The following is a 24,336-nucleotide window of genomic DNA, read 5'->3' as shown; positions in this document are numbered from 1 at the left end:
AAGTACCTACATTGACTTGGTTTCTCCACACCATTGCAAAAGTGGGTGGCTGGTGTGATTCAAAACGTACAGGCATACCTGGATGGCTGGTCGTATGGAAAGGCTGGGCAAAACTACAAGACCGCCTACACACCTACCGAATGACAAGAGGTGTGGAGATGTGACTAAGAGACAGCCCTTTGGGAGAGGATTTGGGTGAGGGTTGGAGCCTGGATCCTGATCAGCGCCCATAGGCGCAATAAAAGTCCTTTGAGGGCGTCATCAAATAAGCCTCCGGCTCTGCCGGAGGTCAATTAACTGTTTTATCGTTTAGAACCCTATCCACTGGAGCCAGGGGAGGCCAATGGCCAACAAGACACATAAAAACAGCAAGCCGAGGATAAAGCCCATAAACCAGAAGTGCTTTCCGGGAATATACCCTGCTTCATACCAGATTGGACCAGGACCGGTTGCATAGGGTGTGATGACGCCCATGATGCCCAGAGTAAAACAGAGCACAAGGCTAAGCCGGGCCACGGGCATGTCGGGTATAGTCATCGCCAGGCTCAGAAAGACCGGTAGCAGGGCCGTGACGTGAGCAGTGATGCTGGCAAAAAAATAGTGGAGAACGAAAAAGACAGCCACGATCAAAACCGTCATCAGTTCTGGATCAAAACCACTGAGTTGGATGCTCAGTCTGGCAGCCAGCCAGGCCAGAAAACCGGTTTTGGCGAGCCCTCCAGCCAGAGTGACCAGAGTGGCAAACCAGACCAGCACATTCCAGGCTTGTTTATGGCCTGTGATATCAGACCAGGTGACAATACCCGACAGTGTCATCAGGCAGAGCACTACCAGAGCAGTGGTAGTGGCATTCAACCATTGGCTGGCGAACACCCATAGCAGTAAGGCCAGCAAAGCCAGCAGAGCCATGATGATTTCCTGGCGGGTCAGTGGTCCCAGCTTTGTCAGCTCAGTGGCGGCCCACTCTGGCATATGAGTCGATTTCTTCAGGGTGGGTGGGCAGGTCAGATGGTTAATCAGGGGAAGCGTCACGAACAGGCAAATGCCAACTGGCAGAAAGCCAAGCCACCAGTCTGTCCAGCTGAATTCAATGCCCGTCAGGCTATTGACAATGGAGATGGCCAGCAGGTTGGGAGCCAGGCCGGTCAGAAACATGGAGCTGGTGACACAAGTTGCTGACAGTCCTGTCCAGCATAGAAAACGCCCCATTCGTTCGGGCTCATGGTCAGGTGTTGAACCGTACATGGGAGGAATATTTGAGGCGATGGGAAAAACAGTGCCGCCGCTGCGGGCCGTATTGGACGGAATAAAAGGGGCCAGAGCCAGGTCCGCTAATGCCAGAGCATACCCCAGGCCAATGCTACTCTTTCCCATGACTTTCAGCAGGTGCAGTGATATCCGTTTGCCCAGACCGGTCTTCTGATAGCCCAGAGAGAAAATATAAGCGGCAAAAATTAACCAGACCGTGCTGTCTGTAAAGCCGGACAGTCCCCATTGAAGAGCACTTTTAGTGGTGACATCGGCACCGGGTTCCAGAGGAACCAGGCGCAGAACAATAGCCACAACGACTCCAGTCAATCCGGCAAGTGCGGCAGGTATGGGCTCTGTTACCAGGGCAATGACGACGGCTATGAAGATGGCCAGGTATCCCCAGCTTTGGGCATTCAAACCGTCTGGAGTGGGTGCAAGCCAGATCATCAGCCCAACCGCAGGGGGAAGGAGGATCGCCAGGAGTTTCTGCCGGTTGAAACCGGAATTATTGTTGTTCATGTGAACGTTGTATCAGTGGTTTAAGAAGGGATTGATATAGATAAGATATAGACTATCTGACTGGAAAAGTTCTGATAGAAGATGCCACTGTTGTTTTGATTTTTGTATTTATCCAGAAATACCTGCCAGAAAACATTAACGAGTATTACTTTCTGGCAGGGGTGTTGGTTACATTGCGTTGGCAAAGATGGCGGTGATTTCTTCCGCACTGGCCTGTTTCGGGTTGGTCAGGCCGCAGGCATCCTTGAGGGCGTTTTCTGTGAGAACGGCAAAATCCGCTTCCTTAACACCCAGGGTTTTCAGTCCCTGGGGAATATCAATTCTGGCGGACAGAGACTTGATGGCGTCAATGGCTTTTTCTGCACCTTCCTCTACTGACAGGCCGGAGACGTCTTCTCCCAGAGCTTTGGCGACGTCCCTTAAACGCTCTGGGCAGACCTGGGCGTTGTAAGCCTGCACGTGGGGCAACAGGATGGCGTTGCACACGCCATGGGGGAGATCGTAAAAGCCACCCAGTTGATGAGCCATGGCATGGACATACCCCAGACTGGCGTTATTGAAAGCCATGCCTGCCAGCAGTTGGGCATAGGCCATCTGCTCACGGGCTTCAAGGTTATTGCCATCGTGAACTGCGGTTTCAAGATGATCCCGGATCAATTCAATGGCCTTGAGGGCGCAGCAATCGGTGACCGGTGTGGCGATGGTTGAAACATAAGCCTCCACGGCGTGGGTCAGGGCATCCATACCGGTGGCTGCGGTGAGGGACTTTGGCATTCCAACCATCAGGGCAGGGTCATTTACGGACATCAGTGGAGTGGTGTTTTTATCCACAATGGCCATTTTCACATGACGTTGTTCGTCGGTAATGATGCAGAACCGGGTGATCTCACTGGCGGTTCCCGCGGTGGTATTGATGGCCACCAGAGGGAATTGGGGCTTTTCTGAAACATCAACGCCTTCATAGTCACGGATATGGCCGCCATTGGCAGCCACAAGGGCAACCCCTTTTGCACAGTCGTGGGGGGAGCCTCCTCCCAGGGAAATCACAAAGTCACAGTCGTTTGCTTTCAAAAGAGAAAGGCCGTCTTCTACATTGCCACAGGTGGGATTTGGCTGTGTGCCATCAAAGATAACGGAGGAAATGCCCTTTTTACCCAACTGCTCAACCACTGAACCGACCAGTCCAATTTTGTTCAGCACATGGTCAGTAATGATCAGCGCTTTTTGAAAGCCCAGCTTGGCGATATCAGAAAGTGCACTTTCCAGGCAACCGCTGCCCATCTGATTAACCTGGGGCATAAAGAATTTCATAGCAGGCATGTTCGGACCTCTTAATGCTTATAAGACTGTTTAAAAAATGACGGTGAAAATTCAAATTGAATTTATCATATGGGCTGTTTCTGAAGGAGGTGTTGATTTAAGTCAATAATTATTTCTAATGATTTGAACGGTTTTTTAATTAATCGTCAGGGTATTGGTGGGGCAAAAAAAATTAATGCAGGTTCAAAAAAACTGATATTTATTATTTGAAGGTATGTGCAGAATATTAGTTTGCTTTGCCGATTTTAAATCGGCACTCTCAGGGTGAAAATAAAAAAGTTCTGGCTGTTCATTAAATGGCGGAGACGTATTTTCAGTCTTTTGAATAAATTGAAAACCCGTGGCTCAGGGGAGCGCCCGTGGTTCGAAATTAATCACACCGATATGCTCACCTTCATGGGCCTTCTGTTTCAACCGTTGCAACAGAAAATCAAGAAAATAACGGACGGTTGCGGGCAGGAGTTTACGGTCCGGGTACAGGGCATATACATCCGCATCGAGCATTTGCCACTGGGGAAGTACCTGCACCAGGTGGCTTTTTGACGTTGACCTTACGCGCTGGGCTGGCAGGCAGGCAATGCCAAACCCGGCCAATGCCGCATCCAGGCAGCTGCTGATGCTGTTGACCCGGAATCGCCCTGAGGGTTTGATCGTCTCCTGTTGTTTTCCGTGGGGAGTAGATCGTGACAGGGACCAGTAGCCACTGGACAGCTCAGTTTGAAGTTCTACGCACTGATGATGCTTGAGTTCATCGGGTGTTTCCGGCAGGCCGTATCGCTCAATATAGGCCTCACTGGCATACAGTCCGCGACTAATGGAAAAAAGCCACCGGGCGTACAGTGCCGAATCCCTGGGTTTTCCCACTCTGAAGAACAGGTCCAGGCCTTCTTTGGCCATCCGGGGTTCCCGGTTGGTCATTTCAGCGTGCACCGTAATGGCCGGGTTTTCCAGCAGGAACTCCAGAATCAGGTTGCTCATCAGAGTCTGACCCAGTTCCATGGGCATCAACATTTGGATGGAACCCTTTGGCTCGTCCCCCGCCAGGCCGACAGCATGCTCGGAAGCCTCCCACTGCTGGATGATCTTTGCACACTGCTGGTAGTGAGACTTGCCGATTTCCGTTAGATGGATGTTCCGGGTGGTCCGGTTCAGCAATCGGGCTCCAAGGCGGGCCTCCATGGCTGCCAGTTTGCGGCTGACAGTGGATTTCTGAAGTTCCAGCCGTTTGGCTGCGGCGGTGATGCTGCCGCACTCCACCACCCTGGTGAATATCTGTACTTCATTCAGGTCAATCATTGGGTGATTGTTTCTTTCAGGCAACAGTGTTTTGAGATTTTGCGGGCTACCCCCCTATGGTGTCCAGTGGTACCTTTCCGCTTTGCAGCATTTTAGAGCGACCAGTGTCGCTCTTCCTGAACCCTGAAAATGTCAGTAGCCCGTTAACCCCGGTTAAACCAGACATTTTCACAGTAAACGACGAAAGCATCCGTTCAATTGCTATTTTCTGCCAGGCATCGAGGCGGGAATATCAGAGAAGTGTCTTCTTTTTATGGTATTGAAATTCTCCAGGCGCATAGCGTTATTCATCTTAGTGTCAGTGGTTGGCGTATTGACGGGTGGCTACTGGTGGCTCAGTTATGGTCAGTATCAGGAGTCCACGGATAATGCTTACATCCGGGCCGACAAAACCCTGGTCAGCTCCAAACTGCCGGGGTTTCTGGAAACCGGTTGGATCAATGACAACCAGAGGGTGTCTGAAGGCACTGTTCTGGCCCGTATCGAAGTGGATGACTACCGGAACAACCGGGAGAAGGCTCAGGCCAGCCTCGATTCCGCCAAAGCCTCCCTTAACAGTATTGTCGCTCAGACGGCCCTTCAGCACTCCCTTATACGTCAGGCCGGTGCGGCGATTGAGGCGGACCAATCCGCCCTGCAGCAGGCAGAGGACGACGTTCGTCGTTTCACCCGGTTGAGCCGTTCCGGATACAGTTCCCAGCGAGATCTGGAGTCTGCCAGGGTCTCTCAAGACAGCGCCCGGGCAAGGCTTGATCAGGCCCTGGCAAACCTGGATTCCCAGCGTAAACAACTGGGGGTTCTGGCTGCCCAGAAGCAGCAGGCAGAGGCCAGCCTGGCTTCTGCCGGGGCGGCCCTGGCTAAAGCCGACAGTGACCTTGAAAAAGTCATGATCCGGGCTCCCGAAGACAGCATTGTTGCTCAGCGGATGGTTCAGAATGGGGAGTTTGTCAATGCCGGAACGGCCCTGTTCTCCCTGATGGACCTGGATACTGTCTGGATTGTTGCCAACTTCAAGGAAACCCAGATCAGCCAAATGAAGGTCGGGCAGCCGGTTGCTATTGATATTGACAGTTTTCCCGAAAATGAACTCACAGGTTATATCGACAGCTTTGCGCCCGGCAGTGGTGCGGAGTTCAGTATCCTGCCTCCCCAGAATGCCACGGGCAATTTCACCAAAATTGTTCAGAGGATTCCAGTGAAAATTGTGATCCCTCAGGGCAGTGAACTGGCTGGTCAGCTTCGTCCCGGTATGTCCGTTGAAGTGCATGTGAACACTCTGGATCAGGCTGTTGATCTGAGCCAGCTGCATACGCGCAATAACAACCATGCGGAAGGAGAGAGTGCTGAAAAGGCTGAAGTGGGGCGGACCGTGGTTGCGGCCCATGGCTAGTCCGGAAGCGGGTCAGGTGCTGTCGGCCCAGGAGAGCGACAAGCTGACTCCCACTCAGTGGTTGATGGTGTACGGAGCCGTTCTGGCCGCTTTCATGGCGGTTCTGGATATTCAGATTACCAATGCTTCCTTGCTGCAGATTCAGGGCGGGCTGTCAGCCAGTAACGAGGAAAGCACCTGGATATCCACGGCCTACCTGGTGGCAGAGGTCATCATTATTCCCATGACGGGGTGGCTGGCACGGGTCTTCACCCTGCGCCGGTATATGCTGTTTTCGGTGCTGATGTTTGTGGTGGCCTCGATTCTCTGTGGGTTTTCCTGGAGCCTGAACGCCATGATTGTCTTCAGGGGGATTCAGGGGTTGTTTGGTGGTGCGTTGATTCCATTGGCCTTTCGGATCATTTTGATGACCTTTTCGGAAAAAGAGCGTCCAAAGGGAATGGCACTTTTTTCGCTGTCGGCGGTGTCGGCTCCAGCCTTTGGCCCCACTCTGGGTGGTTGGCTAACGGATACCTGGAGCTGGCATATGATTTTCTTCATCAACCTGATCCCCGGAGCGTTGATGTACACGCTCCTCCACAAAGGGCTTCCCAGGGAAAAACCGGATTTGTCAGCCCTGCGTAACGGTGACTGGTTTGGCATTATCACCATGGCGGTGGGGCTCTCATGCCTGCAGATCGTGCTGGAGGAGGGCAATATGAAAGACTGGTTTGGTTCTGACTATATTGTTCGTCTGTCGACACTTTCTGCGATCATGCTGGTGTTGTTTGTTGTTCGTCAGCTGACGTGCAAAATGCCTCTGGTCAATATTCGTGTACTGACTTATCCCCGCTTTGGCCTGGCGACTCTGGCCAATACGCTGACCGGGTTTGCTCTTTATGCCACTATCTACCTATTGCCCACCTATCTTGGCGTGATTCATGGCTACACGCCGACCCAGATTGGTCTGGTGATTATGTGGATGGGACTCCCCCAGTTATTGATTGTGCCACTGGTTCCCCTGCTGATTAAGCGGTTTGGGTCTGTGCCGGTGGCAATGGCGGGTCTGATGTTTTTTACCGCCGGTTACTGGGTTTCCTCCGGATTGAATCCGGATTTTGCCGGGTATCAGTTCCGGTTCGCCCAGTTGCTCAGGGCAGCCGGTTTACCCCTGATGATGACGCCACTGTCGATGATTGCCACCAGTGGACTGTCAAAAGCAGAAGCAGCTGATGCTTCCAGTATCTACAGTATTACCCGCAATCTCGGGGGTGCGATAGGGATTGCTGTGATGGGTACGCTGCTGACCAACCGGACTTTGCTTCATGATTTTCGGATCCGGGAAAGCCTGTCATTTGGCCCGGGCACGCTGAACCAGTATTTCAGTCAGATGCCCGGTATCTCCCATGACCAGGCCATGGTTCTGTTCACTGGCGAGGTGAACCGGCAGGCATCCATCATGTCTTTTGCTGACTGCTATCTTGTGTTGTCGGTCCTGATATTCAGCTGTATGGCTCTGGTCTGGCTGGCGGGCCGGGCGAAGGTTTATCCAGGCTGGTTCAGGCCGATGGGTGACTGCGAAATCAGCAAGTCTTGATCTGTGTCTATTCCTTTTTTACTGCTTTTCATGGTAAAAATAACGATTGGCAGACGTTTATGCGTCTGTCCTTTTTTCGAGAACCGTTTTCATAAAGCGTGTTTTCAGTGATTGAATGACAGGCAATGCTCTCTGTCAGTTGCCATACCCTGGTAGCTCCAAGGCCGAGAGAACCTGTTATTGATGTCTATCACCCATGTCTGTTACCAGCCTGCTGGAAGCGCCTGATGGTCATCCCCATGGAAGGAATGAGTCATTTTTTATGACCTTTCGGCCCGTCTTCGGGTTTTCCCCGGTTTCTGTTTGCACCCTGCCCGTTGAGCCAGCTGCATGGCCCGGGGCAAAAGAAAGGCTATAAAAAGTGATCAATAATGATGACTCTGTCAGGACAGATGCTTCTGCCCTTGACGGAAGCGCTTCAGAGCGTGGCTGTTCAGCTATATCACATCGGATACCCCTATGATCAAAACCTGGAGTCAATATTCGCTGACAACCAAAGTGCTCGTTGGTATGGTGGCAGGCCTTGCCACAGGGTTGCTGATCCGCTCACTGTTTCCTGACAATGTCTTTGTCAGCCATTACATCACCGATGGCCTGTTCCACATCATCGGTCAGATCTTCATCACCTCCCTGAAAATGCTGGTGGTGCCTCTTATTTTTACCTCCATCGTCTGCGGCACCTGCTCCCTCAGTGATGCCAGCACTCTGGGGAGGCTGGGCGGGAAAACCCTGGCCCTTTACCTGTTTACCACTGCAGTGGCCATTACTCTGGCCATCGTCGCCGCCATCATTGTTGAGCCTGGCGTAGGTGCCAACCTGGAAGGGGCGTCCAGCTTTGTTCCTCAGGAGGCCCCGGCGATCAGTGATATTCTGATACGACTGTTCCCTAATAACCCCATTGAGGCACTGGCTAAGGGGAATACGCTGCAGATTATCGTATTTGCCGTGTTGTTCGGCTTATCCATTGCCGCTGCCGGGGAGCGGGGAGAGCGGGTTGCTGATTTCTTTGACTCCATGAACGAAGTCATGATGAAGCTGGTGGCCCTGCTGATGAACATTGCCCCCTATGGTGTGTTCTGCCTGATGGCCAAGTTATTCACCACCATTGAATTGTCGGCCATTGCCAGCCTGGCCAAGTACTTTGTGCTATTGCTGTCTGTGTTGATGTTGCACGTACTGATCACCTACTGCTCACTGTTCAAGTTGTTTACCGGCCTGAGCCCCATGGTCTTCCTGAAAAAGATGGAAGACACGGTGATGTTTGCCTTCAGTACCGCATCCAGCAATGCGACGATTCCCGTCACCATGGAAACCGCCACCCACCGGTTTGGTGTGTCTAACCGGGTGGCGTCATTCACCATTCCCCTGGGGAGCACGGTGAATATGGATGGCACTGCGATTATGCAGGGGGTGGCAACGGTCTTTATTTCCCAGGCATTTGGCATTGAGCTGGGCCTGGGAGACTATCTGGCCGTGATTCTGACTGCTACCCTGGCTTCCATTGGCACAGCGGGTGTACCCGGTGTGGGTATGGTGATGCTGGCCATGGTACTGCAACAGGTTGGTCTTCCCCTGGAAGGCATTGCCCTGATTATGGGAGTGGACCGTCTGCTGGATATGGTTCGTACGGCTGTGAATGTAACCGGCGATTGTGCGGTGACCTGTATCGTAGCTAAGTCCGAAGGCGCCATGAACATGGAGGTTTTCCATGACCCTGATGCCGGAGTGAAAGAGGAGACCATTGACTTCCATCATATCCGCTGATTATAGCGATAGTTGAATTTGTACTATGCAGGCTCCCGGAATTTTGTGGGAGCCTGTTTTTTTTCGATCCCTTCCTGCCCTATGTATTGGCTGTTTACTGCGTAATAAAATACTGAACATTACACGGCAGCTCTCATATTTATAGACTACTCTTCTGACTTTTTAATCAGATGTTTTTGAGAGTGGCTATGATGTTCCGGCAGTTCTGGTCTCCATGCAAGGCAGCTGTTTTTTCACTTTTATTTCTCTTTTACTTTCCTGTTTTAAACGCTCAATCGGGCATGATGATGGATGGCATGTTTGGCAGTTCTCTGGGGCATTCAATGGTTAGTCCTGGAGATGGGATGACCCTTGATATGCCTTTGGAGTGGGGGGGGCGGCAGAAAGCTCAGGAAACGGGGCTTTTCAATCAACGAAACCCCATGGATATTCTTCAGCGTTTTATCTTTAAAGCTTTATATGGAGAAATAGAGCCATGCCCCTGGATAAAGCAAAAGCAAAGACCTATCCAGGGGATGCTTGATGAAGTGAATGAAATAGGGAAGTTTTGCTTTATTCCCATACCGACAAATACGGAACACGGGGTTTCGGATGAGCTGTCTTTTATGGGGTTGGAGGTAAGAGGCTGGAACCAGCATGAAGCGGGAGTTGTGCCCGTCAGACGGACTTTTAAGGTGCATAAGGCCATACATCATAATTCTGAGATTAAACTGCAGGGCAGTGAAGCTCCAGTGTCAGCTGAGACGCTGGGACCGCTTGCTTATATAAAACTTGAGAGTGAAAGCGGACTGTTTACTTTTAAAGGCGATGGGGCGCTTGTAGCGGTGATTCTGGACCCTGAACCGGGGGTCCAAATGATAACGACATCAGACAAGTTTGAGCTTAAGGAGGTGTATCTCCGGGTAAGGGAGGGCTCAGAGCTCTATCCTGATACGGGTTTTGCCCAGAAACGCCGCCCAGGCATGAATATGGATAATGCTGATGGTTATGCCAGGGGAGAAGGTATATTCAGTACGCCGGTAGATACTGGCGAAAAAAATGGCAATGGTCAATCTGGGGGGGGACAGAAGGGCAGAGGTTCTGTCGAGCAAACCGGTCAAAGTGGTGGTGGGCAAGATGCACCACCCCCTAATCCGGGTCCTGGAGGCAGTTCGGGAGGGGGGGATAGAGATGGTCCTGGAGAGCCCCCAAAAAACACGGGTGACAAAAAGGAAGGAAGCAAGCAGGCTCAGAAACAAAAGCGTGAAGGAGAAGAGGATGAAGATAATGATGCTGTTGTTGAAGGTGCAACAGGAAGTAATCATGACCAACAAGGCAAAGCGAAAAACAAAGGTATTCGAGGCTCTTCTAAGTTTCCGTTTTTAAAAAAGGGGGGGAGTAGTCGTCAGAAAAAAACTAAAGAGATAAATCCAGATAAAAAAACTGCTCAGGGACATCCAATAGGAGAGCAAACTGAGGAAGCTGAAAAGGGAGCTGATGACGGTGGTCGTAAACAAGAGTCCTATTCAGATAGTCATGTTGGTGAGCCCAAAACTGTGCCCGTTTCTTCAGGAGTCAGTGTAGTAGAGGTTCATTCTCCAGAGGTTGAAGGCTCACAAGAAGGGGCTACAGCACTAAGAGAAGACCTGAATAAATTGACAGAACGTACTGACCAGGTGAGCGCTGAGCAGAGGCGGCAGTCTGCCTATTTGAAAGATATGGGTAAGAAAGTCAATGATGTTCAGAAGGTTCTTCGAGGACCCATGCGTGTTGTGGTAGGTACAAATGTTGATGCAGAAACCCAAACAGAACTGACTTCAGATAATGTGCAGGATCTGGAGGCGCGTGCTGGGCAGGTGGGCGAATTAGAACAAGTTAACACAGTTCAATCGAATCAATTAAGAAACATGGAAACTCAGTTAACATCAGAGCAGGCCTTAAGAGCAACTGTAGAAGTTCAGAATCAGAACCTTCAAGCTGAAAACCAGAATTTAAAAGAGGAGTTGGAAAAAGCGAAGTTGACACCTGAACAAGCCTCAGCACCAGAGCCAGAAGCTCAAAAGGATAAAGAGGAGCAGTCTAAGGATCCTGGAGGGGGGGCTTCGAAAAAAACAACAGGTACCGATGGCGATACTGATGGGCAATAACAGTGTTGGCTCTTCTGTCGAGATATGAGTGCCAGCCGAACCGATGCCTGTCATTCTGCATCAGGAGTGACAGGCACAGCCGCCAGCAGCTCTCTGGTATAAATCTCCCGAGGCCGGGTCATGATTTGTTCAGTGTCTCCCTGCTCGATGATCCGGCCATTTTTCATAACGGCCACCTGATGGGCCAGCCCGGGAATAATGGACAGATCATGGGTAATAAACAGATAGGAGACACCCAGGGTCTGTTGAAGCTGTTTGAGCAGTTTCAGGATTTCCGAGCGGGTAGAGACATCCAAGGCGCTGGTGGGTTCGTCACAGATAATCAGCTCCGGGTTGACCGCCAGGGCACGGGCGAGAGCGGCTCTCTGCCGCTGGCCGCCCGAGAGCTCGTGGGGATAGCGTCCGAGGTGTTCCGGCAGTAGCTGCACCTGTTCCAGCTGCTCCAATATCGCCTGTTTGCGTTGCTCTGGCTTAAGGTTTACACCGAGACTGACCATGCCCTCTTCAATAATGTCGGCAACGGTCATTCTCGGATTCATGGACGAAAAAGGGCTCTGGAACACCACCTGAATCTTCTGCCGGAAAGGCAGCATCTGCTTTCGGGAGAGGGTGTCGATCCGGCTGGCTTGAAAGTGAATCTGACCGCCTGCGGGTTTTTCCAGGTTCAAAATAGCCCGCCCTACCGTGGTTTTACCGCTGCCGGATTCTCCCACCAGTGCCAGGGTCTGCCCCCTGGGAATATCAAAACTGACCTCCTCTACCGCTCGGGTATAGCCGCGAACTCTCTGGAAAATCCCTTTTCGGATGGGGAAGTGAACGGATAACCGATTCACCTGGAGCAATGGGGCTTCGCGGTTTGAGTCATTTCTGAACTGGCCGGAAGGCAGGCTGGCGACCAGCTGACGACTGTAGTTCTCCCTCGGGTTATTGAAAAAATCACGACAGTGGTTCTGCTCAATGAGGGTTCCCCGGTGCATCACTGCCAGTCGGTGGGCCGTTGCCCGGACAACGCCCATATCATGGGTAATCAGCAATACGGCGAGCTGGCGGCTCCGTGTCAGTTGCTGGATCAGTTCAAGTACCTGTTTCTGGATCGTGACGTCCAGAGCGGTGGTCGGTTCATCGGCCAGCAGAACATCGGGGTCACAGGCCAGGGCCATGGCAATCATCACCCGCTGTTGCTGACCGCCGGAAAGCTGGTGGGGATACCAGTGTTTTCGGGTGGATGGCTCCGGGAGACCCACTTCATCCAGCAGGGCTTCAATGCGTTCTTTCAGGGCTTTGGTTTTCAGAGTGGTGTGGAGCTTGAGGCTTTCGGCAATCTGGTCGCCAATGGTTTGCACAGGGTTCAGGGAGGTCATGGGCTCCTGAAAAATCATGGCGATTTTTTTCCCCCGTATTTTGCCCATGGCCTGTTCGGTCAGTTCAAACAAATTGTCGGTGCCGGTTTTTACCTCACCCCCGGTGATCTCCAGGGCATCGGACAGCAGGCGCATAATGGCGAGGGCGGTGATGGATTTGCCGCTTCCCGATTCCCCTACCAGAGCAAAGATTTCCCCCGGATACACTTCAAAGCTGACGTCTTTCAGCAGGGTTTGGGAGGGCCGGTTTCGGAGAGAGACATTGAGCCGGTTAACCCTGAGTGCAGGCAGGTTTTCAAGTTCTCTTTCAGTATTGACCTGGTTCATGATTGGCCCCCTCCCAGCCGTGAACGGGGATCAAAGGCTTCATTGACCAGGTCGGAGAACAGGTTGGCGGCCAGAACCAGAGTAAACATAAAGAAAAAGGTGCCGGCCAGGTTCCACCATACTGCAGGAGACCGGCTTAACTCTGAACTGCCGGCACTGATCATATTGCCCCAGCTGGGCATGGAGGCATCGACGCCCACTCCCACGTAAGCCAGAACCGCTTCTGCCAGCACCAGCAGGCTGAAATCCAGAATAAAGCTGATCAGGATAATGTGCATGACGTTGGGCAGAATGTGGCGACGCAGAATCCGGAAATGGCTCACCCCAAAGGCATGGGCGGCCTGGACATAGTCCAGTTGACTGATTTTCAGGGTTTCTGCCCGCAACAGACGACAGAGGGTGGCCCAGCTGGTGATGCCCAGAATGATGCACAGGGCGATAAACTTGACGTCCGCCTTTTCCAGGCTGGTGTCAAAGTAATTGGGGTGCAGATCGATCCACACCTGAAACAGGAGCACCGCGGCGGAAATCAGCAGAATGCCGGGGATTGAGCTGAGCGTGGTGTAAAGGTATTGGATGATGTCGTCCACCCAGCCTTTGAAGTAGCCTGCGGCAATGCCCAGGGAGATGGCGATGGGCATCATCACCAGGGTGGCCAGGGTGCCGATCAGCATCCCGGTACGAATCCCTTTAAGGCATTGATAAAGGACATCGTTGCCTGCTTTGTCAGTACCCAGTACGTGGTAAAGGTTACCCAGGTGAAGCAGCCAGCTCAGCAAGCAAAGGATAAGCGTCAGGCTGAGGTAGGCAGTTTTCCAGGGGTAACGGGAGGCTATGTTGGCTGGAGTGTTAGGTGGAGTGCCGGATGTTGAACCAAGACCCCCGTTAAATTTTCTGAATAGCCTGTGAGAGGCTATGAGCAGAGCGCTGATGAGCAGACCAAAGGCAATGGCTTTCAGGCTTTGCCAGAGAATATCCAGGGGCCGGTCCCGGGGATTCTCCAGGTGGCTCCCGGCGTATTTCAGGCCTGGAAAATCCCGGACTGTTTCGCCCTGGTCGTTCTCCATGAAGGTTTTCGCATAGGATTTCAGAGAGAATGGGGCAGAGTAAGTTCGTTCCACGTTGCTGGACATCTCCCCAAGTATCCGATCCAGCACGCTGTTGACGTCATTGGCATAGTAAGTCTGGTTCTGGCCCGCCACCGGGGGTAATGCCTGGCGGAAATGCAGAGAGTCCAGCAGGGCAATGGCCACATAGGTCATGATCACCAGAAAGGTGGATATGCCCAGGCGGGTCTGGAACACACGACTCCAGCGTTCACGGTTCTGGCGGTTTCCCAGCAGGCTGAAGATAAAGCCGGCCATGGCCAGCACCAGTACAAACAGTAGAAGGTCACTCCAGAGCAGGACCGGTTTCATTGATTCTCCCTCAACCGTTTAGCCGAACCCTTGGGTCCACCAGGGTGTATGAGATATCCGTCAGAATCAGCCCGAGGATATAAAGCAGTGAGCCAATAAACACCATGGACCGGACAATGGCAAAGTCCTGGGATTTAAGGGCGTCAATGGTGTAGCTCCCCAGTCCGGGTATGCCGAAAAAGGATTCCATGATCAGACTGCCCAGGAACAGCATCGGAATCACAATCACCACATTGGTCAGGATGGGGATCAGGGCATTGGGCAGAATGTGGCGGAATAATACGCTCAGTTCACTGACGCCCTTGGCCCGGGCGGTTCGGGCATAGTCCTGGTCTGCTTCTGCCAGGAACAGGGTTCGATAAAGCCGGGCACCGGAACCGATTCCGGAGACCACCCCGATGATCACCGGGAGGATCAGGAATTTCAGGCTCAGCCAGCCCGGCTGGAAGCCGGAAACCGGCACCAGCTGCCAGACCCGGGCAGCCAGGTATTGCCCGGCAATGATGTAAAACAGGTAGGAGATTGACATCAGCCCCACAAACAGTCCGACAAAGCCTTTTTCCAGGGAGGTGTTGCGAAACAGAACCACCAGGAGTGCAACACAGATGTTCACCCACAGGCCCACCAGAAACGTGGGCAGGGCGATGGTCAGGCTGGGTCCCATGCGCTGGCTGATGTCCCGGGTGATGTCCCGGCCACTTTCCGACTGGCCGAAATCCAGGGCAAAGAGTTTCAGGGACTTGTTAAAAAAGATGGTGTCGGTGAAGCGATCCACGCCCTGTTGTTGAGCATTGATGAACAGCGGTTTGTGGTAGCCGTTTCGCTCTTTCCAGAGTTCGATGGCCTGTTCCGTGACGTATTTGTCGCCCAGCTGGGCGTGGGCCATTTCATCGGGACTGTTGACCATGAAGAACAGCATGAACGTCAGCAGGTTGACACCGATCAGGATGGGGATGGCATAAAACAGGCGGCGGATAATATAAGCAAGCAACTCAGTTGGCCTCCTGCCTGTGTCGTTTATTCAGTGGGTTACTGGCACCAACTGCAATGGTTTGCTGTTGTCGTTTGTACAGACCCATGGCTGCGGGAATCAAAAGAGCGGTCAGCCCCAGGAAAATCAGGAACAGGGGCCATAATTTTGGCTGATTCCATTGTTGCTGTTTCTGCTCACGGAGTTCAGGGTCGATGCGCAGGTACTTGAGGGTAGATTTGCTGATGCCGTGGCGCTTGGTGTTGAACAACCATTGATGGTTCAGGTAGTACTCTTTTGGGTAATAACCGGTGAACCAGGGGGTGTCTTTTCGGACAATGGCCATCATCTGCTGAATCAATGCAGACCGTTCAGGCCCCTGGGGCAGAGTGCGCATTTTTTCAAACAGGCGGTCATAGTCCGGATTGTTGTAGTTAGCGCTGTTGTTGCCATCGCACTGGCATTTCAGGGGGCTCTGGGGGCCGTGGAGCATAAACAGGAAGTTCTCCGGATCGGGGTAATCCCCCAGCCAGCCCAGTTGAAAGAGCTGGTGGTTGCCATTGCGGATTTTCTCCCGGTATCGATTCCAGTCCGTGGCGCGAAATTCCAGTTGAATCCCCAGTTTTTCCAGTTGACGCTTCTGCCAGTCCTGGGTGCTGTTGGTGGAAGCCTGGGCCTGAACGTCAAAATAGAGCTTCAGGGGTTTTCCGGTTTGCTGGTCACGGCCTCCGGGATAACCGGCTTCAATCATCAGTTGTCGGGCGGTATCCAGGCTTTTTCGCACGGGCCTGGCATTTCGCCACTCGTGAGTATAGGGATTGATGGCAGAGGCACCGTGACCGGCGCCGTCGATGCCCGGTGGTATAGGACCCATGTAGGGCAGGGCAGCACCGTTGATGAAGATGTCGATGTACTCCTCCATGTTCCAGGCGATGGCGATGGCCTGGCGGAGTTTCTGCCGGGGTTCACCATAGCCACCCACCACCGGATCGAGCATGTTAAACCCGTTGTAATAGAGCGCAGGCTTGATCTCTTCGGTCAGGGTAATGTTCTTGTGGGCCATTTCACTGGACAGTTCCAGGCCATTGGGGCCAACCACCAGGGCCTGATCCAGGTTTTGCACGACATTGCCATGGTTGTCGCCGGAGCGGTCGTAGTACCCCTGAAGGAACTTTGCCCACAGAGGCAGGGACTCCTTCTCAAGACTGAAGACGGCTTTGTCGATAAAAGGGAGTTTTTTTCCGGCATCTTCCAGGTAGCCAGCGCCGGCGTCACTTTCCTCCCCGTCGAAGGGGTAGAATTCATCGCGGAAATTGGGGTTCCGTTCCAGCACAATCTGCCGGTTCGGGTTGTTGCGGGTCATCATGAAGGCGCCGGTGCCAACGGGGTACCAGTCAAGGGTCAGATTTTTTTCACGAAAGCCCGGGTTGTGGTAAAACCGGTCGGCCTCCCAGGGCACTGGCGCAAAAAAATGCATGGCCTGCCAGAACAGAAACTGGGGGTAGAGACCCTTAATGGTGATGCTGTACTGGTACTTTCCCAGTTTCTTCAACCCTGACATGGGGTAATTCCGCAGGTCCAGCCAGTGTTGATGTTCCTGCTCCTGTCGGATCAACCGCAGTTGTTCGGTAAAGTCCGCCATGCCCACAATGTATTCCGCCAGGAAGCCGATCAGAGGGGCTTTGTTTTCCGGGTCCGCAAGGCGTTTGATCTGGTATAAAAAGTCATCGGCGACCAGTTCTCGGGTGGAGGTGACCGGGAAGTCTGTAATCGTCGTGTAATCCTGGCTTTGCTCCCCGGATGTGAACTGGTAAAGATAGTCGCCGTTACTGGATCGGCTGAAAGCGGGATGAGGCTGGTAGAGAACCCCTTCCCGGAGGGTAAAGGTGTACTGCGTAAAGGCGATTTCCGGGCTGTTTCCTGCCACCGGCTGCCGTTGGCTGTTCAGATAAGTGATTTCAGGGAAATCTTCAGCCAGCAGGGGCTCAAGCTCATAGGGGCGTTTCAGGAAGTGATAGCCCAGGGGCGGCTCGTAGATCTGGTCAATCAGCAGGCTTTCATCGGTGCTGTAGGAAATGGCGGGGTCAAGGTGTTTAGGGGGCAGCTGGAAGTTCCCCTGGTAGATGACTTCGTTGCCGGTTTCTGCCGGGTGTGGTGAGTTCCATACCTCTGAGCAACCTGCAAGAAACAGGGCCACAAACCCCATCAGGCAGCAGAAAGGTCTGGCAGTGGTGATGTCGGGTAACCTCTCAGGCAGTGTTGGTGGCATTCTTGTCTTTATTGCTCCTGCTGGCGTTGGGTTCTTTTGTTATTTTCCTGACTGCCGTCAGGAAGTCGCTTCCTCAAGATCCAGTGGGGCACTCGTTGTTTCTAGAGTGTATGTCTGAAACGACACCTCCGGGTTGAAGCCCTCTCTCAGATACAGTGTTCTCTGGTTCAGGTCCATCATCAGGGTGACCAGGGTGCCCCCTTTGCCGGTCAGTTCATGAAAGGCGTAGGGCCTTAATATAGGATAAGGGCGCTGGTTATTATTCAAAAGTTTCTTCATTTGCCCCAGGTCCAGGGTTTCAGCACTTGCCATCAGTGTGTGCATACGGGCGAGCCGGGTTTCTGTACAGGCTTTACTGCTGGTGGGTTGTGCCTGTCCGGCTTGCAGGTAATGGTTGGTATGAAGGTAGTAACGGTCAGAAACCGTTGGAAAGAATGCTTTTTCGGGTGCCAGCTCGGCCCCCAGGGCCCTGTCCGGGCAGCTAACGGTAATATGGCTGGCTTTACCGGAACCCTGTTGTTGAATCAATTGCCTGGCTTCACTCAGGGTCTGGCATTCCAGCAACGCCCTCAGCAGAATATGAACAGGAAGGCCGGTTAGCCGTTGATTGGCAGGCAGAATATTCAGGCAAACCCCCAGGCCTGCCTGGTTGATGCCGATTTTGGCCAGTATTCCGGGTTCGGTCATGGTCAGAAAACGGTGCCCGTTTTCCAGCTCAATATCCGCCAGGGCCAGCAGGCCTGAAAGGGCTTCTGCCCAGTCCCAGTTCTGGCCCAGTAATCCTTTTTCAGGAAAGGCGACAGAGGAACATTCCGCAGAGGCCGGGGAGGACATCAATTCGCTGCGGGCATTCAGGCAGTAGATCCAGAATGGTTCCACATTGGCCGCCAGGGCAATGGCATCCATTTCTTCGATATAGTCTGGCCTGAAGTCAGCGATTTTGGGCATCAGCTGGGCTATGTGTTGCTCCAGGCGTACCCTGTCCGACAAGAAGCGGGAGCGGTAATAGTCCAGGGCCTGGTGGATTTCCCGGTGCATTTGTTCGCCATGAGCGACCCCCCTTTCCCTGGGAGTACCTCTTAAAATAAGCTGCTTCATCAAGGGCGTTCCTGAAAATGGACAGGCTTCTTTATAGGTATCTTACGCAATTATGGGGTGGGTTCCCAGCGGCATTGTAAGGGCGCAAAATGCTATGTAATAGCTTGCAGAGGGGGGAGGGGGATCAGGCCAGGTAAAGGATAGCCATGAAGATGAACCCGGGTACAAAGAACCCCACAAGTGCACCGGACTCCCGGTCTCCCCAGCGTTTTTCGGTTACTTGCCCGGCATAGTGAATGGCAACAATCCATGCCAGCAGGCAGGCTGCTGCTATCACCCAGCCCATGGGGGTCATTCCTTCCAGTATTTTGGCCAGATTAAACATAATGGTGTTTTTCGCTCCCGCTGTTTGCTGTTATTTCTATTTCATTAACACTAGCAGCCTGTCGGGCTTATGCTTTCGAGCATAAAATTCAGTAGAGCGAGCCAAATTTTTCGATGGATTCGTGCGAATAGTTGACCTATTTAATCGAATTCATCGAAAAATTTGGCCGTTCTTTCTGGGTTTTAGGCCGAAATAGTCGTAAGTCCGACAGGCTGCTAGCAAGGAGAAAGCATAGACGGTGTGGAAAGGGGCTGCAGGGTAAGGTGGGGGAATAAGCGGCAGTTATGAGGGAGGGTTTGCTGACGAATAAGGAACCGAAGTTCCTTATTCGTGGGAAGGGAGGCTTTTTTCCGGTTTACATGGCCGGGTATGTGTAGGAAGCCTGAATACCCAGGGGCAGGCCCAGAGCCCAGTAGGCCAGCAGGAACAGAGTCCAGCCGATCATCATGGCGATGGAGTAAGGCATCATCATGGAGGCCAGGGAGCCAATACCGGAGTTCTTCACATAACGCTGGCAGTAAACCACGACCAGTGGGAAGAAGACCATCAGAGGAGAGATGATATTGGAAACCGAGTCTCCAACCCGGTAGGCCGCCTGGGACAGCTCTGGAGAAATACCCACTGCCATCAGCATAGGCACCAGGATCGGTCCGATCAGGGCCCATTTGGCGGATGCGGAACCGACGACCAGGTTCACCATGGCGGTCAGCAGAATCATGCCAATAATGGTGATCTGGCCAGGCAGGTCCAGGGCATGGAGAACTTCAGCACCACTGAGTGCCAGGACAGTACCCAGGTTCGAGTTAGAGAAGGCATAGAGGAACTGGGCACAGAAGAAGGACATGACCAGATAGGAACCCATGGTGGTCATGGTGTCATTCATGGCAACCACGGTGTCTTTTGAGGTTTTGAAGGTGCCTGAGACCTTGCCGTACACCATGCCCGGGATAATAAACAGGATAAAGATCAGAGGGACAATGGACTGCATGATCGGAGCGGAAAACGCAGTGATCTCCCCTGCAGGCGAACGGAGGGGGGAAGTTTCCGGATAAACCGCAGCAATCAGCAGACCAATACCCGCCAGCATGGACAGCCCGGCAGCATTAAAGGCTTTGCTTTCTTCGGAGGTGAAGGAACCAAGGTCAGGGGCTTGCTCCACATCATCATCAATGTGGGTCGTACTGTTCAGGCGGGGCTCAATCACTTTATCGGTGATGTACCAGCCGATGGCAACGATCACGATGCTGGAGGATCCGGTGAAGAAGAGGTTGGCCAGAGGGTTCATCTGATAGCTGGCGTCCAGGATCTGGGCGGCGGACTGGGTGAAGCCCTGCAGCAATGGGTCAATGCCTGAGGGGATAAAGTTAGCTGAGAAGCCACCGGATACACCTGCGAACGCAGCAGCAATACCGGCCAGAGGGTGTCTGCCAGCGGCATGGAAGATAATACCGCCCAGAGGAATTACCAGAACATAACCGGCATCCGCTGCAGTATGACTGACAATGGCCACCAGAATCAGCATGGGAGTGAGCAGTTTAGGATGGGTGATGCTCAGCAGTTTCTTGAGTCCGGTGTTGATAAAACCGGATTTTTCTGCAACACCGACACCCAGCATGGCCACCAGAACGATTCCCATGGGGGCAAAGCCGGTGAAGGTTTTCACCATGCTGGCAAGGAAAGTGGCCAGGGCGGTTCCGGTGAGGAGATTGTTCACCACTACCGCCTCGCCAGTGGCCGGATGCACCATGTCCAGGTTGATCTGGGACATAACCGCAGATAGCCCCCAGACAACGAACAGGCCATAAAGAAACAGCAGGGTGGGGTCGGGCAGCTTGTTCCCGGCCTTCTCAATACCGTTCAGGAATCGAGTCATCAGAGTGGACTGATTCGGGCTGGTTTCGGGCATAGGGGGGGCTTTAGTTATAGTCATGGTACGTACGTCTCAGCAAAATACGAGTCGACTGTAAAAAAAAACAACTGGCTGAGTAATGACCTGAATCAAGTATTTATAATAATGAATTATATTTTTATAATATTTGGATATATTTCCTGCCTGCTTTGTGATCGGCTGGTTTTTTATTCTGGGCTATAGCGCAGTATTATTTCGTTTTTCGAGACTGAATCCCATCCATTTGTAAAGACTGTCGTTGACCACCCGCTCGGTATATCCGGTTTTTTGCCGTGCCCGAAGTTGTTCTGCAATGGCCTCAATGGGGAGTGAGCAGTTCATATTTCGTGAAATGCCCACATGGAGGTTGAAAGAGGCAATTTCTACCGGCATTTTTTCAAAGCGGCCTTCAAGATCCAGTAAAGAGACAAACAGGTCCCCCTGGATCTGGGGGTAAATGGCGTAATCAACGCGACCAACATTCAGCATTTTTAACCCCTGTTTGGCGTTAAAGGTTCGAACCAGTTGCAGCTCTTCTGCCACAAATCGGTCGAATTTTTCTCCAAAGCGCAGGTTTTTGGGGGCGACCCCTTTTAATGGCAACAGGTCGGCCCATTGCTGGAGGTTCAGTTTCTGGTCTTTGCGGGTAATCACCATATAGCTTTGTGTGTAGATGGGAGGTTCGATGAACTCAATGTCTTTGCGGCACTCATCACGCTGTATCATGGCCGGGTTCACCTGGACTATGCCTCGCTTGAGTTTTCGGTTTACCCGGTTGGCGCCACCGAAGTAATCGTTTTTCACCCGTATCCCGAGCTCTTCCAGAATTTCGGTGATCAGTTCTGTGGCTGCCCCCTGGGTCTGCTGGTAGTCCCCCCAGACAATGGGGGGCAGGTCAGGGTGCCCTGAAACAACCACTTCGGAGCAGTATGCAGAGGCTGGAGAGTCTGCGTGAAGCCGGGTGGCAAACGCACTGATTATCAGTATTATGGCGATGCGGCGCACGGTGAGTTCCTTTTCTACGACCGCCGTATTTAATCCCAGTGCTCCATCAGGATCAACCTTGATTCCCGGTGTTTTGGCAGCTTGAAAAGAAAGAGAGATTGGCGGTAGTAATGACAATCAGAATCCGGGAGCTGAGTTCTGGCTGCAAAATTGAAAATGACATTCAGGGAATTTCAGTCCGTCTTGACGGGGAGGGTCGGTGGTGTTCATACCGGGAGGGAGAGCATTTTTACCGACGCTGTATGGATGGCTGTGTTGTGCTTGGCATGAGCGGGGGTTTGGTTGATGAACATCGGGCAAAGGAGCTGCATAATCACATTCATCAGTGGTTGCTATCGGTTGAGACGTCCCGGCCTGCTGTTCAGCAAACTCTCCATAAAAGCCGCATCTATACGGCAGACTCTTATGAGAGATTGGCCCAACAGTATCAGCAGGCTTACCCTGAAAAAGTCACAATTCTGCCCCCAGACCGTTATGGGGATATTGTCGTCCAGCCTGCGGTAGGCTGCCCGAATCGAAAGTGCTCGTTCTGTGCCTTTTATCAGGACAAACCGTACCGGGTTCTTGATGCTCCCTCGCTTTCTAACCACCTTGAGGCAATCAGTGGGCTGTATGGAAGTGAAATAGCCAATCGCAGTGGTGTTTTTCTGGGATCTGCCAATGCCATGGCCTTGTCACAGAGGCGGTTGGTGGAAGGGCTGGATATGATTGGGGCACGTTTTGGAACCCTGGACAGAGGGGTGGCCACTTTTGCTGACCCTGATTACAGTGCCCGTCGTCAACCTGCCCAATGGCTGGAGCTTAGAAAGTTGGGTCTGTGCCATCTTGTCATCGGGCTTGAGACAGGGTGGGGTGAGCTCAGGGCTCGCCTGGGCAAGTCAGGCCATCTGGGAAAGGTGTCAGCTTGTGTAACCGCTTCCCGGGAGGCAGGGATGACTGTGGGGCTTACTTTACTGGTGGGTGCCTGTCCTTCCATTGAACAAAGAAAAAATATCGACAGAACGGTTGCGTTGATTGAGAGTATGGGGCTTGGCAGAAAGGATATCGTTTACCTTTCCCCTTTAAGCCAGGGAGGTGTAGTTTCACCGGATGCCAGTCATGAGCAGCTCCTGTATTCAGACCGGCTCAGGCAGGTGACTTCGGCCAGAATTGTGCCCTATCAAATGCAGCGATTTCATTATTACGCCTAAAGACAACAGGAGGCTGGATGCATGTTTATAGAAGAAGCTCTACCAGAAGACAAAGCCGGTCTGTATTCATTATTGGAAAGACAGCTGCAGGCTCTTATGTCGGGTGAGGCTGATGTCCTGGCCAATATGGCCAATACCGCAAGCCTGTTGTTCCTGTCCCTTCCCGATGTGAACTGGGTTGGATTTTATATTCTCCGGGGAGATGAACTGGTGTTGGGGCCGTTTCAGGGGAAGCCGGCCTGCGTCAGAATTCCTGTTGGTAAAGGTGTGTGCGGGCGAGCGGTGAGCCAGGGCGATACCCTTTGTGTTGAGGATGTATGTGAGTTTCCAGGCCATATAGCTTGTGATCCGCAAAGTCGCAGTGAAATTGTGATTCCTTTGTATGAAGAGGGGCGAGTTGTAGCCGTACTCGATATCGACAGTCCACTCGCCGGTCGTTTTGACAGGGAAGATCAGACTGGGCTGGAGTCTATTGTGAATTTGCTGGCAGAGCGGCGGATCAGTGAACAGCTTTTTTACTGACTGCGGTTGAAATGTTGGATTCGGGAATGCCGGGCTGTTGACTTATCCCTGTATTTCATTAGAATGCATCGCCGCTGAACGGGGAACGCTTTTGCAGAGCAATAAGCAGTTCAGCGTCAGTCTGCACACCCCCTGATCAGTTCAGGGAGTTGTATCCAAGCTTGAGTTGATACGATTGTGCTTGACAACGAAGGCCGCCACGGTAAGATAGGCGGCCTTGCTGATCGGCATCAACGGCTGATCAGGGTTGAGAATCTCCTGGTTCTAACCAAGTTCTTTAACAAGATATCAGACAATTCGTGTGGGCGCTTGTGCGATTGCATCGGTTAACAAGACCTTGGTCTTGAACTACTTAAGATGCTTAATTGAGCAAGCGAACATATCTGTTAATTCATGTACGTTTAATTGCAAAATTGAGTCGTTGCTTGCTCTTCGGAGTGGAGTGACAAAACGATTTAAACTGAAGAGTTTGATCATGGCTCAGATTGAACGCTGGCGGCAGGCCTAACACATGCAAGTCGAGCGGTAACAGGGATAGCTTGCTATCTGCTGACGAGCGGCGGACGGGTGCGTAACACGTAGGAATCTGCCCGGTAGTGGGGGATAGCCCGGAGAAATCCGGATTAATACCGCATACGCCCTAAGGGGGAAAGCAGGGGATCTTCGGACCTTGCGCTATTGGATGAGCCTGCGTCGGATTAGCTAGTTGGTGGGGTAAAGG

17 protein-coding genes and 1 rRNA gene are annotated in these 24,336 nt (G+C 52.5%); 7 read left to right on the top strand and 11 right to left on the bottom strand.

The features are described from left to right. Positions 1 to 309: 309 nt before the first annotated feature. The 3 genes from ACNRUY_RS20760 to ACNRUY_RS20750 form a co-directional block, all read right to left on the bottom strand. A complete protein-coding gene (locus ACNRUY_RS20760) occupies positions 310 to 1,770 on the bottom strand; it encodes a DASS family sodium-coupled anion symporter (protein ID WP_488113576.1) in 1,461 nt (486 codons plus the stop codon). Between the two features lie 168 nt (positions 1,771 to 1,938). Continuing rightward, the gene (yiaY, locus tag ACNRUY_RS20755) at positions 1,939 to 3,090 is read right to left on the bottom strand and encodes an L-threonine dehydrogenase (RefSeq protein ID WP_488113575.1); all 1,152 of its coding nucleotides are present in this window, start codon (positions 3,088 to 3,090) and stop codon (positions 1,939 to 1,941) included. A 345-nt stretch (positions 3,091 to 3,435) separates the two neighbouring features. Further along, positions 3,436 to 4,386: a LysR family transcriptional regulator gene (locus ACNRUY_RS20750; RefSeq protein WP_488113574.1), complete on the bottom strand. Its 951-nt coding sequence runs from the start codon at positions 4,384 to 4,386 to the stop codon at positions 3,436 to 3,438. 253 nt (positions 4,387 to 4,639) lie between these two features. On the opposite strand from ACNRUY_RS20750, the gene ACNRUY_RS20745 reads away from it, so the two are divergent. The 4 genes from ACNRUY_RS20745 (at position 4,640) to ACNRUY_RS20730 (ending at position 11,242) form a co-directional block, all read left to right on the top strand. Continuing rightward, entirely contained in the window at positions 4,640 to 5,776 is a 1,137-nt protein-coding gene (locus tag ACNRUY_RS20745; RefSeq protein WP_488113573.1) for an HlyD family secretion protein, read from the top strand. Beyond that, complete coding sequence (locus tag ACNRUY_RS20740; protein ID WP_488113572.1) at positions 5,769 to 7,352, top strand: DHA2 family efflux MFS transporter permease subunit; 1,584 nt, start codon at positions 5,769 to 5,771, stop codon at positions 7,350 to 7,352. Before ACNRUY_RS20745 ends, ACNRUY_RS20740 begins: the two co-directional genes overlap by 8 nt. A 459-nt stretch (positions 7,353 to 7,811) precedes the next feature. Beyond that, on the top strand, positions 7,812 to 9,116 hold the full coding sequence (locus ACNRUY_RS20735) for a dicarboxylate/amino acid:cation symporter (protein ID WP_488113571.1): 1,305 nt from the start codon (positions 7,812 to 7,814) through the stop codon (positions 9,114 to 9,116). A 182-nt stretch (positions 9,117 to 9,298) separates the two neighbouring features. Beyond that, entirely contained in the window at positions 9,299 to 11,242 is a 1,944-nt protein-coding gene (locus ACNRUY_RS20730; protein WP_488113570.1) for a hypothetical protein, read from the top strand. A 50-nt stretch (positions 11,243 to 11,292) separates the two neighbouring features. Here ACNRUY_RS20730 and ACNRUY_RS20725 read toward each other — a convergent pair whose 3' ends face one another. The 8 genes from ACNRUY_RS20725 to ACNRUY_RS20690 all read right to left on the bottom strand — a co-directional run bounded on the left by ACNRUY_RS20725 (position 11,293) and on the right by ACNRUY_RS20690 (position 22,020). Next, positions 11,293 to 12,930 carry an ABC transporter ATP-binding protein gene (locus ACNRUY_RS20725; RefSeq protein WP_488113569.1) on the bottom strand — a complete coding sequence of 546 codons (1,638 nt, stop codon included), beginning with the start codon at positions 12,928 to 12,930 and terminating at the stop codon, positions 11,293 to 11,295. Further along, positions 12,927 to 14,348 (bottom strand): ABC transporter permease, encoded by a 1,422-nt coding sequence (locus tag ACNRUY_RS20720; protein ID WP_488113568.1) that lies wholly within the window; start codon positions 14,346 to 14,348, stop codon positions 12,927 to 12,929. The genes ACNRUY_RS20725 and ACNRUY_RS20720 overlap by 4 nt, the downstream gene beginning before the upstream one ends. Positions 14,349 to 14,358: 10 nt before the next feature. Next, a complete protein-coding gene (locus tag ACNRUY_RS20715) occupies positions 14,359 to 15,339 on the bottom strand; it encodes an ABC transporter permease (protein WP_488113567.1) in 981 nt (326 codons plus the stop codon). Between the two features lies 1 nt (position 15,340). Then, positions 15,341 to 17,587, bottom strand: a complete 2,247-nt coding sequence (locus ACNRUY_RS20710; protein WP_488113566.1) for an ABC transporter substrate-binding protein — start codon at positions 17,585 to 17,587, stop codon at positions 15,341 to 15,343. A 57-nt stretch (positions 17,588 to 17,644) separates the two neighbouring features. Then, a complete protein-coding gene (locus ACNRUY_RS20705) occupies positions 17,645 to 18,685 on the bottom strand; it encodes a C45 family autoproteolytic acyltransferase/hydrolase (protein ID WP_488113565.1) in 1,041 nt (346 codons plus the stop codon). A 124-nt stretch (positions 18,686 to 18,809) separates the two neighbouring features. Then, entirely contained in the window at positions 18,810 to 19,010 is a 201-nt protein-coding gene (locus tag ACNRUY_RS20700) for a hypothetical protein (RefSeq protein WP_488113564.1), read from the bottom strand. A gap of 355 nt (positions 19,011 to 19,365) precedes the next feature. Then, positions 19,366 to 20,940: an AbgT family transporter gene (locus tag ACNRUY_RS20695; RefSeq protein ID WP_488113563.1), complete on the bottom strand. Its 1,575-nt coding sequence runs from the start codon at positions 20,938 to 20,940 to the stop codon at positions 19,366 to 19,368. Positions 20,941 to 21,096: 156 nt separating this feature from the next. Next, a complete protein-coding gene (locus ACNRUY_RS20690; protein WP_488113562.1) occupies positions 21,097 to 22,020 on the bottom strand; it encodes a type 2 periplasmic-binding domain-containing protein in 924 nt (307 codons plus the stop codon). On the opposite strand from ACNRUY_RS20690, the gene ACNRUY_RS20685 reads away from it, so the two are divergent. The 3 genes from ACNRUY_RS20685 to ACNRUY_RS20675 form a co-directional block, all read left to right on the top strand. Further along, the gene (locus ACNRUY_RS20685) at positions 22,014 to 23,093 is read left to right on the top strand and encodes a radical SAM protein (protein ID WP_488113561.1); all 1,080 of its coding nucleotides are present in this window, start codon (positions 22,014 to 22,016) and stop codon (positions 23,091 to 23,093) included. The two genes, ACNRUY_RS20690 and ACNRUY_RS20685, sit on opposite strands and share 7 nt — an antisense overlap. 21 nt (positions 23,094 to 23,114) lie before the next feature. Next, positions 23,115 to 23,615 carry a GAF domain-containing protein gene (locus tag ACNRUY_RS20680; protein ID WP_488113560.1) on the top strand — a complete coding sequence of 167 codons (501 nt, stop codon included), beginning with the start codon at positions 23,115 to 23,117 and terminating at the stop codon, positions 23,613 to 23,615. A gap of 457 nt (positions 23,616 to 24,072) precedes the next feature. After that, positions 24,073 to 24,336, top strand: a 16S ribosomal RNA gene (locus ACNRUY_RS20675); the annotation flags it as partial.

It is taken from the genome of Endozoicomonas sp. Z74 (assembly GCF_057680865.1).
The sequence above is the reverse complement of the archived record's forward strand: the minus strand, read 5'-3'. Positions and strand labels throughout refer to the sequence as shown.